Below are 8,417 nucleotides of genomic sequence, written 5' to 3'. Positions count from 1 at the left end.
TACAACAACCCAAATTTTACCCGCGTAATGGGCGTCCACCACCCCCGGGCGGGGGGTGCGGGGGGGGGGGGGGTAGAACGGGCCCCCCCACAACCTGCTCCCGCCGCGCGCCACACTTCCTCCTGCCACACCCTCCCGCGCGGCGCGACGCTCTCCCGCCACACCTTCCGCGCGGCGCGCGACGCTCTCCCGCCACACCTTCCGCGCGGCGCGCGACGCTTTTTTGCCACGCCGCGCGCCGGCTTCCCCGTCCCGCTCAGCGGGTGGCGGCCGCCACGTAGGCGTCGATCTCGGCGCCGATCCGCTGCTTGCCCGCCGGGTCCAGGAAGGAGGCGGTCACCGCGTTGCGGGCCAGCGCGGCCAGCCCCTCCGGCCCCGCGTCGAGCAGCCGGGCCGCGACGGCGTACTCGTCGTTGAGGGTGGTGCCGAACATCGGCGGGTCGTCGGAGTTGATGGTGACCAGCAGGCCGGCGTCGACCAACTGCCGCAACGGGTGCTCGTCGATGGTGGCGACCGCCCGGGTCCGCACGTTGGAGGTCGGGCAGACCTCCATGCCGATCCGGTGCTCGGCGAGGTGGGCCAGCAGCTCCGGGTCCTGTGCGGCGGAGATGCCGTGCCCGATCCGCTCCGCGCCCAGGTCGCGCAGCGCGTCCCAGACCGTCTGCGGGCCGGTGGTCTCGCCGGCGTGCGGCACCGAGCGCAGGCCGACCGCCCGGGCCTGGTCGAAGTACGGCTTGAACTGCGGCCGGGGCACGCCGATCTCCGGGCCGCCCAGGCCGAAGCTGATCAGCCCGTCCGGGCGCTCCTCCAGCGAGATCCGCAGGGTCTCCTCGGCCGCCGGCAGGCCCGCCTCGCCGGGGATGTCGAAGCACCAGCGCAGCTCGATGCCGAAGTCCGCCTCGGCCCGCTTGCGGGCGTCCTCGATCGCCTCGCAGAACGCCGGGGCGGGGATGCCCCGGTGCACGTGCGAGTAGGGCGTCACGGTCAGCTCGGCGTAGCGGACCTGCTGGCGGGCCAGATCGCGGGCCACCTCGTGGGTGAGGATCCAGACGTCCTCCTGGTCGCGGATGAGGTCCACGACGCTCAGGTAGACCTCGATGAAGTGCGCGAAGTCGCGGAAGGCGAAGTAGTCGGCGAGCGCGGCCGGGTCCGCGGGCACGGGGCTGCGGCCCTCGTGGCGGGCGGCCAGTTCGGCGACGATCCGGGGCGAGGCGGAGCCGACGTGGTGCACGTGCAGCTCCACCTTGGGCAGTCCGGCGATGAAGGTTTGCAGGTCGGTCACATATTCTCCTCTGCACGGGCGCCGGTACGGGCGACGAAGAAGACGCGTCGGAACGGGAAGTACACCTGACCGTGCCGCACCGGGTACGCCTGCGCGAGGCGTACGCCGAGTTCGGCCCGGAAGCCAGCCCAGCCGGCGGCGTCCAGGGCCGCGCGGACCGGCCGGAGCGCGGTGCCCTCCATCCAGGTCAGCACGGGGTGGTCCGCGTCGGCGCGGGCCGGCAGCAGGTGCACGTAGGTAGTCTCCCAGGCGTCCACGGCGCAGCCGGCACCGGTCAGCAACCCGGCGTAGCCGGTGGCGTCGTCGACCGGGGCCTCGCGCAGCAGCGGAGCGAGGTCGGCGCGCCAGGCCGGGCGGCCGGCGACCTCGCGCAGCGCCCGGTGTGAGGGCGCGTCGAAGTTGCCCGGCACCTGCACCGCCAGCCAGGCCCCGCCGGGCAGCTCACGCGCCCAGCGGGCGAGCAGCTCACGATGGCCGGGGACCCACTGCAGCACCGCGTTGCTGACCATTACGTCCACGTCGGACTCCGGCCGCCAGTCCCGGACGTCGCCCACCGCGAAGGAGACCGGGGACGCGGTGGCGCGTGCCCGCGCGATCATCTCCGCGGAGGAGTCGAGGCCGACGACGCGGCTGTCCGGCCAGCGTCCGGCGAGGGTCTCCGTCAGGTTGCCGGGCCCGCAGCCGAGGTCGACCACGGCGCGCGGCCGCGCGGCCGGGACCCGCGCGAGCAGGTCGTGGAAGGGCCGGGAGCGCTCGTCGCCGTAGCGCAGGTATGTCGTCGGATCCCACATCACAGCGTCTCTGGTTTCCTATGTGATCCTCAGTAAGGCGGATGTTTGCCGGTGCGACGGCCCCGGTCGGTGACCGGGGTGGCGTGCACGTGGCGGTGGAAGCCGCGGCCGAGGAGTGCCCCGCGAACCCGGTGTGGGTGTCGCTGGGCGGTGGTGGAAGCCGTGTGCGGCACCTGGCAAACCGGCCCTGACGGGTTGGTTTCCTGGGGTGTCCGTCCCGCCGGACGCTTGCCGGCAGTTCCCGGTGGGGGTTCTGCCGGGGCGGGAACCTGCCGTCGCAAGGGCAGCAGGCGTGAAGTCTTGGCACCTGTAGGTCGGGTCTGCTTCGGCGTGGGTTCGGTTTTGCGTCGCTCCCGCACGGGCTTGGTCGTCGCGGTTGGGGTTGGTCGACGCGCCCGGCGCCGCACTGGTGTGTCGGTGGCTGCGCGGATTGTGGTGTTGCCGTTACGGTCGCGGCGGGTTTTGGTCTGGTTGGCCAGGCCCCGGGCCGCGATCCGTTCTGCGGCGGCGTGGTCGCGGTCCAGTGACAGGCCGCACGAGCAGGTGGCCCACCGGTACCCGGCCGCGCGCCCCTGTGGCGTTTTGACGTGCGTGACCGCGCCGCCGCAGCGGGGACAGCCGGATGAGGTTCCACGTGCCGGAACGGTGACGACTGCGGTACCTACTTTCGCGGCGAGGTGGGCGGTGGCGGTGAACACGGTGCCGCGCACCGCACCAGACAGTCGCCGGTTGAGGCTTCGTGACCGGCCACCCGCCTCGAGTGTCGCGAGGTTCTCGACGTAGATCACGGTGGCGCCGACCGCGGTCGCGTGGTCGACGAGCCACCGCGCCGACGACCAGGCAAGAGCCTTGTTGAGATGCCGGATCCGGGCGCACACCGCCGAATGCTCGGCCTGCAGGCGGACAAGCTTGCTAGCCAGGGCCGGGTCGGCGGGGGCATCGGCGGGCCGGCCGTCACGCAGCCGGGTCAGATGGTCGAGTTTTGTGTGCAGGTGTTCGCGGTGGCGCCGTAGTCGCACCAGTTTCGCCGACACGCCGGCCGCGTCGAACCGCAACGGGCGCCCCTGCACCAGGACCGAGCCAGCTTGGTCGAGGTCGGCCACGGCCGCGGTCAGCAGCGTGTTCACACCCCAGTCGACACCAAGCCCACGAGTGTGCCCGTCCACCGGCGCCGGGCAGTGGGGGGTCTGCCAGGGCAGGTCAACACGAACCCTGCCATCGCGGGGCCGCAACGTCGGGCTACACACCTTCGCCCAGGTGGGCACGATCGCCGGCAGCACCAGGTCGAAGGCATGCCACACCCAGTCGCGGTACGAGGCCGGCGCCGCGCACACCGGTAGCTGCGACCACACCCGCACCATACGGCCGTCGACCCTGCCGACGACGACCTGTTGCCGATCGGCCGCCGCGAGGCTCACCTGCCGGGAAACGACCGGCTGACCCTCCAACTCACACAAGTCCGCCGGCAGCCGACCATGCACGTCCATGTATCCGGCGATCTGCCGCGTGCGGTTGCGGATCGTCGCGTTGTCGGTGCCGTCGGGTAGCCGCGCCCGCAACGCCGACCAATCCTCACCGGTCCGGGCGAACGGATCGTCCGGCCACGACGCGAGCAGCGCGGCAACGACCGCCCGGCGGTGACACGCCAAACGCAAAGCGCGGGCCGCTTCCTCCTCCGCAATCCGACGAACCCGGTCTGACACCACCACACCCGCCGGCGCCACGGCACCCCAGCCAAGCCGACGCAGCGCCATCCACCCGCTGCTCGGCAGGCGCCTCCCATCAACCCCGACACCACCGGCAAGAACCGCAAGATCGGCATCCGACCAATGCGCAGCGATCACCCGATCGGCCATACCCCGCACCAGGTCCGCCAGCCACCCCACACGCCCAGCCAACACCCGCCCAGCCACCGGCGCCTGCACGCCAGCCACGCCCGGCTTACCGCCGCACACCGCCCGATACGCCGTGCAGGTCGTGGTTGACGTCAGCCACGCGCCAGCCACTACCCCACGCCCTCACCCGCGGCCGCCAACAGTCGACGCTTCGCATCACGGGACCGGATCCCATACATCCGGCCGGCGAACATGGCCACCAGGGACATGAAATCATCCAAGAGTTCCTCGATCCCACCGGCCGAACCCTTCGAATGCAACACCTCGACGGTCACCCCGTCACGAGCCAGAAGAGCGATCAACCACGCGGTGCCGAACCGGGCCAACCGATCGCTGTGGGTCACTCTCACCACCGTAAACTCGCCGGCCGCGGCTGCCTTCAACAGCCGGGTCAGACCGGGCCGGTTCTCCCGCAGCCCAGACGCCCTGTCCTTGAACACCGCCACTACCTCGCCGACAGCCGTAGCCCGCAGATCCGCCTCCTGGGCCACCAGCGACGACTCCTGGACCGTCGTGCCCGACACCCGCACATACAACGCCTCACGCCGCGGCCGGTCCGCCTCAACACGGCCCACGAACACGTCGAGCAACGCAGAGTCGAAACGACGCTCCCGACCCACCCACGTCACCGCCACACGTCCCTCATCCGCCCACCGACGCAAAGTCACAGGATGCACACCGATGTACTCCGCAGCCGGACCCAGACGCAGCAATGACACGGCCGGTAACGTAGCACACAGGATCGCTTAGCCAATCGACTAGCTGACCCTCCCAAACCGTACGTCCGTCTTGTTAACCGTACGGCCCGTGGCGCGGCCCCACAAGCGGGATCACTAGGCTCGGTGGCATGGAGCAGCGGACCTTCCCCCGGCCGGGGCGGCACGTCGGGGTGGTCGGGCCGGGCAGCGAGCGGCTCGTCGGACGGTTCCCCGGGACGGGGATCGACGGAGGGGAATCGCGATGAAGGGCTGGCTGCCGCTCACTCTCGGCCTGCTCGCCGTGGTCGGCGGGGCGGTCTGGACGGTGCAGGGCCTCGGCTACGTCGAGGGCAGCATGATGACCGACCAGCGGATCTGGGTGATCCTCGGGCCGCTCGTCGTCCTGATGGGACTTGCCCTGCTCTGGTCCGGGCTGCGCGCCCGCCGACGCCGCTGAGCGGCCCCTGCGCTTTCGCCCCGGCCTGGGCGCGCCGACCGCGCCCGGATACGCGGAAAGCCCCGCATCCCGGGCGGGATACGGGGCTTCACTGGTGATCCGGGCGTCGGATCATCCACTGGTCGGCGACTGCCGACCGGCAGGCTCAGATGGGGCGGACCTGCTCGGCCTGCGGACCCTTCTGACCCTGGGCGATCTCGAACTCCACCCGCTGGTTCTCCTCCAGCGTGCGGTAGCCGCTGGTCTGGATGGCCGAGAAGTGGACGAACACGTCAGCACCCCCGCCGTCGACGGTGATGAAGCCGAAGCCCTTGTCAGCGTTGAACCACTTCACGGTTCCCTGCGCCATGTGTATCTCCTTCTAAAACTGGCGGCCGAGCACGCCGTGCGGCCGATTGGCCGTTTTCGAGCAGCGGCGCCGGAGGCGGCCCCCATTGAAGGAGACTTCTCTCAACCCACGCCATCTCTCAACAGCGTGGAACAGCAAACCACGTACGCAAAAACTCTGCACAGCCTACCCGACGAAATTCTCCGACATGTGACCTGACGGATGCCGAAGATCCGCTGGGTGGGCGCTTACCGCCGTGCGAAAGGCCCCCTCACCGTCACGGCGAGGGGGCCTTCGGCGACAGCCGGGTCAGTCCGGCCAGTGCCCGGTCACCCGGCGTACGCCCACCGCGCCGCCCCGGTCGACGGCGGCCCGGACGACCGCGAAGATGGCGCCCTGCAAGGCCGCCGCCGCCAGGATCTCGCCCCAGCCGCGGTCCTCGTCGGTGGCGCTGGGCGCCTCGCCGTCGCCCGCCGTCACCTTCCAGACCTGCCGGAAGATCATGCCCGCGACCGCACCGGCGGCGATGCCCATCAGCACGCCGACCGGCTTGTATGCGGCCCTCCCGATGTTCCTGCTCACCTGCGCCTCCCCCGGACGATCACCAGCACAATAGCGGCGGCCACCGCGCCGGCTACGAGGGCCACGAACGGCGCCGGGTTGCGCCGGACGACCGCGCCCGTCTCCTGCGCCTGCCCTCGCGCGAGCTGCGCCTTCTGCGCCGCCTGCCCGCGCACCCGGGCCACGGTCTGCGCGGCCTGCTCCCGCATCCGCTCCTTCGCCTGGTCGGCGGAGGACCTCAGGCGCGCCTTGACGTCGGCCTTGGCGGCCAGCGCCTCCATGGTCTCGCCCAACTCGACCCGGGTCCGCCGGATCTCCTCCCGGAGGGCCTCGGTGTCGCCGGTGCCCCGGCCGTTGCCCGTCGTCATGCCCGCCCCCTGTCCTTCACCGCGGCGGCGACCGTGTCGACGTCGGCCCGGACGCTGCGCACCGTGGCCGCCGGCACCGGCGGGACCGCCTGGCTGACCTGCTTCTTGCCCACCAGGGCGAGGATGCCGGCCACCACGAAGAGCACCACCGCGACGATCAGGGCCGCGGCCCAGGCCGGCAGCACCAGATCGAGCAGCAGGATCGCGGTGGCGACCAGGGCGCCCAGGCCGTAGAGTGCCAGCGCCCCGCCGCCGCCGAAGAGGCCGATGCCGATGCCGGCATGCTTGCCCTTCTGGGTCAGCTCCGCGCGGGCCAGGGCCAGCTCGTCGCGGACCAGGCGGGAGACCTGCTCCGTGGCCCGCTGCACCAGCTCGGCGGTGGACGGCTCGCTCCCGTCGCGGGATGTGCGGGCGTTCGCCACGTCAGCCATGCTGTCCTCCTTTCATCATCACCGCGCTGTATGCCCGGAGTCGCCGCCCGCCAATCCTTCGCGCGGCGGCCGGTGAGCCCGGGCCGCCGCGTCCCTCGTGCCGATGGACGGCACGCGGGAGGAGGTGCAGAAGCGTCGCGCAGCAGGTCCCCACGAAACGCCCGGTCAAACTTCCCGAGCCAGCGCACTCCGCCCGGTCACCCCACGAGGCACAACCCCACCCACACCTCCAACCGCCCCCACCCCCCACAGGTCACGACCCTCCCCCCCCCTCCCGCTCCCCCACCCTCGCCCCGCCGCGCGATCTTGTACTTTCCGCCCCGGCAAAGCGGACGTTCTCCGCATTCGGAGGGCACAATGTGCAAGATCGCGGGGCGGGGCGGGGGGCGGGGGGTCAGCGGCGGGTTTCGGCGGGCTCGTCGGGGCCGACGAAGGCCTCGCTGCGGGCGTCGCCGTCGTCGCTGCCGCCGAAGACCCGGGCGTCGTCGGGCACCTCGCCGTCGGCGAGGCGGCGCACCGGCCGGCGGGGCCGTACCCACTGCCATGGCAGGTTGCTCTCCGCGTCGCCGATCTCGGTACGCATCCGGGGCATCGCGGTCGGCCGCTGGTCCCGGATCCAGGCGACCAGGTGCTCGCGGACCAGGCAGCGCAGGTCCCACAGGCTGCCGGCGTCGGCCGCGCTGACCAGGGCACGCACCTTGATCATGCCGCCGGTCGCGTCGGTCACCTGGAGCACGCAGACCCGGCCGTCCCACAGGTCGGTGCTCTCCACCAGGCGGCGCAGTTCCTCCCGCATGGCCTGCACCGGGATCGCCCAGTCGACGTCGAACTCGGCGGTGCCCAGCACGGCCGCCTCCGTCCGGGTCCAGTTCTGGAACGGCTTGGTGGTGAAGTACGAGGTGGGCAGGATCAGCCGGCGGTCGTCCCAGATCTGCACCACCACGTAGCTGAGGGTCAGCTCCTCGATCCGGCCCCACTCCCCCTCGACCACCACCACGTCGTCGAGGCGCACCGCGTCGCTGAAGGCGAGCTGGAGGCCGGCGAAGACGTTGCCCAGCAGGCTCTGCGCGGCGAGCGCGGCGACCACACCGACGACACCGGCGCTGGTCAGCACGCCGGCGCCGATGCCGCGTACGGCCGGGAAGGTCATCAGCATGACGCCGACCGCCAGGACGACGATCACCGCGATGGTCAACCGGCGCAGCATCACCACCTGGGTCCGCACCCGCCGCGCGTGCCGGTTGTCCGGCACGTCCACCCGGAACCGGGCGAGCGCCGTGTCCTCCGCCACCACGAGCAGTGAGGCGACCAGCCAGGCGACGCTCGCGATCACGCCGAGCACCAGCGCGTGCAGCAGCACCTGCCGCCACTGCTCGCCGACCGCGTAGCCGGTGCTGAAGCGGACGGCGAACTGGACGGCGAGGACCGTGGCGGCGACCTGGCTCGACCGGTGCGCGTGCTCGGTGAGTTCGGTCAGCAGCAGCGAGCGCCGGCCGAGCCGCCGGACCACGCGATGCACGACCTCGACGACGAACAGGGCGATCGCCGCCGCGGCGAGCGCGGCGACGATCGTCCCGAGGTAGCTCTGCACGGGTTCTCTCCTCCT

Annotated in this window: 10 protein-coding genes; 1 reads left to right on the top strand and 9 read right to left on the bottom strand. The window is 71.9% G+C overall.

Features of this window, described 5'->3' with window-relative positions:
* Positions 1-256 precede the first annotated feature (256 nt).
* From ACGF5C_RS20625 to ACGF5C_RS20610, 4 genes are all read right to left on the bottom strand, one after another.
* Positions 257-1,282, bottom strand: coding sequence for an adenosine deaminase (locus tag ACGF5C_RS20625; RefSeq protein ID WP_393303798.1), 1,026 nt, complete (start codon positions 1,280-1,282; stop codon positions 257-259).
* Complete coding sequence (locus tag ACGF5C_RS20620) at positions 1,279-2,073, bottom strand: trans-aconitate 2-methyltransferase (RefSeq protein WP_393303796.1); 795 nt, start codon at positions 2,071-2,073, stop codon at positions 1,279-1,281. Before ACGF5C_RS20620 ends, ACGF5C_RS20625 begins: the two co-directional genes overlap by 4 nt.
* A gap of 29 nt (positions 2,074-2,102) precedes the next feature.
* Positions 2,103-3,929 (bottom strand): zinc ribbon domain-containing protein, encoded by a 1,827-nt coding sequence (locus tag ACGF5C_RS20615; protein ID WP_393303794.1) that lies wholly within the window; start codon positions 3,927-3,929, stop codon positions 2,103-2,105.
* 149 nt (positions 3,930-4,078) lie between these two features.
* Positions 4,079-4,687 (bottom strand): IS607 family transposase, encoded by a 609-nt coding sequence (locus ACGF5C_RS20610; RefSeq protein ID WP_393303792.1) that lies wholly within the window; start codon positions 4,685-4,687, stop codon positions 4,079-4,081.
* A gap of 241 nt (positions 4,688-4,928) precedes the next feature.
* On the opposite strand from ACGF5C_RS20610, the gene ACGF5C_RS20605 reads away from it, so the two are divergent.
* Positions 4,929-5,123 (top strand): hypothetical protein, encoded by a 195-nt coding sequence (locus tag ACGF5C_RS20605; RefSeq protein ID WP_393303790.1) that lies wholly within the window; start codon positions 4,929-4,931, stop codon positions 5,121-5,123.
* 145 nt (positions 5,124-5,268) lie between these two features.
* On the opposite strand, the gene ACGF5C_RS20600 is transcribed toward ACGF5C_RS20605, so the two are convergent.
* The 5 genes from ACGF5C_RS20600 to ACGF5C_RS20580 form a co-directional block, all read right to left on the bottom strand.
* Positions 5,269-5,472 (bottom strand): cold-shock protein, encoded by a 204-nt coding sequence (locus ACGF5C_RS20600; RefSeq protein ID WP_007075740.1) that lies wholly within the window; start codon positions 5,470-5,472, stop codon positions 5,269-5,271.
* 288 nt (positions 5,473-5,760) lie between these two features.
* Positions 5,761-6,021, bottom strand: a complete 261-nt coding sequence (locus ACGF5C_RS20595) for a DUF4235 domain-containing protein (RefSeq protein ID WP_393303831.1) — start codon at positions 6,019-6,021, stop codon at positions 5,761-5,763.
* 8 nt (positions 6,022-6,029) lie between these two features.
* Positions 6,030-6,380: a DUF3618 domain-containing protein gene (locus ACGF5C_RS20590; protein WP_393303788.1), complete on the bottom strand. Its 351-nt coding sequence runs from the start codon at positions 6,378-6,380 to the stop codon at positions 6,030-6,032.
* Positions 6,377-6,811, bottom strand: coding sequence for a phage holin family protein (locus tag ACGF5C_RS20585; RefSeq protein WP_357452198.1), 435 nt, complete (start codon positions 6,809-6,811; stop codon positions 6,377-6,379). The genes ACGF5C_RS20590 and ACGF5C_RS20585 overlap by 4 nt, the downstream gene beginning before the upstream one ends.
* Before the next feature lie 394 nt (positions 6,812-7,205).
* A complete protein-coding gene (locus tag ACGF5C_RS20580) occupies positions 7,206-8,402 on the bottom strand; it encodes a mechanosensitive ion channel family protein (RefSeq protein ID WP_393303785.1) in 1,197 nt (398 codons plus the stop codon).
* Between the last annotated feature and the right edge of the window lie 15 nt (positions 8,403-8,417).

It is taken from the genome of Micromonospora sp. NPDC047620, from assembly GCF_043205005.1.
GTDB lineage: Bacteria > Actinomycetota > Actinomycetes > Mycobacteriales > Micromonosporaceae > Micromonospora.
This window is presented reverse-complemented; position numbering and strand designations above follow the sequence as displayed.

Excerpts from the sequence above, each read along its gene's own strand:
- ACGF5C_RS20620 (WP_393303796.1), bottom strand. The coding sequence starts at position 2,073 with ATGTGGGATCCGACGACATACCTGCGCTACGGCGACGAGCGCTCCCGG.
- ACGF5C_RS20615 (WP_393303794.1), bottom strand. The coding sequence starts at position 3,929 with ATGGCCGATCGGGTGATCGCTGCGCATTGGTCGGATGCCGATCTTGCG.
- ACGF5C_RS20605 (WP_393303790.1), top strand. The coding sequence starts at position 4,929 with ATGAAGGGCTGGCTGCCGCTCACTCTCGGCCTGCTCGCCGTGGTCGGC.
- ACGF5C_RS20600 (WP_007075740.1), bottom strand. The coding sequence starts at position 5,472 with ATGGCGCAGGGAACCGTGAAGTGGTTCAACGCTGACAAGGGCTTCGGC.
- ACGF5C_RS20590 (WP_393303788.1), bottom strand. The coding sequence starts at position 6,380 with ATGACGACGGGCAACGGCCGGGGCACCGGCGACACCGAGGCCCTCCGG.
- ACGF5C_RS20585 (WP_357452198.1), bottom strand. The coding sequence starts at position 6,811 with ATGGCTGACGTGGCGAACGCCCGCACATCCCGCGACGGGAGCGAGCCG.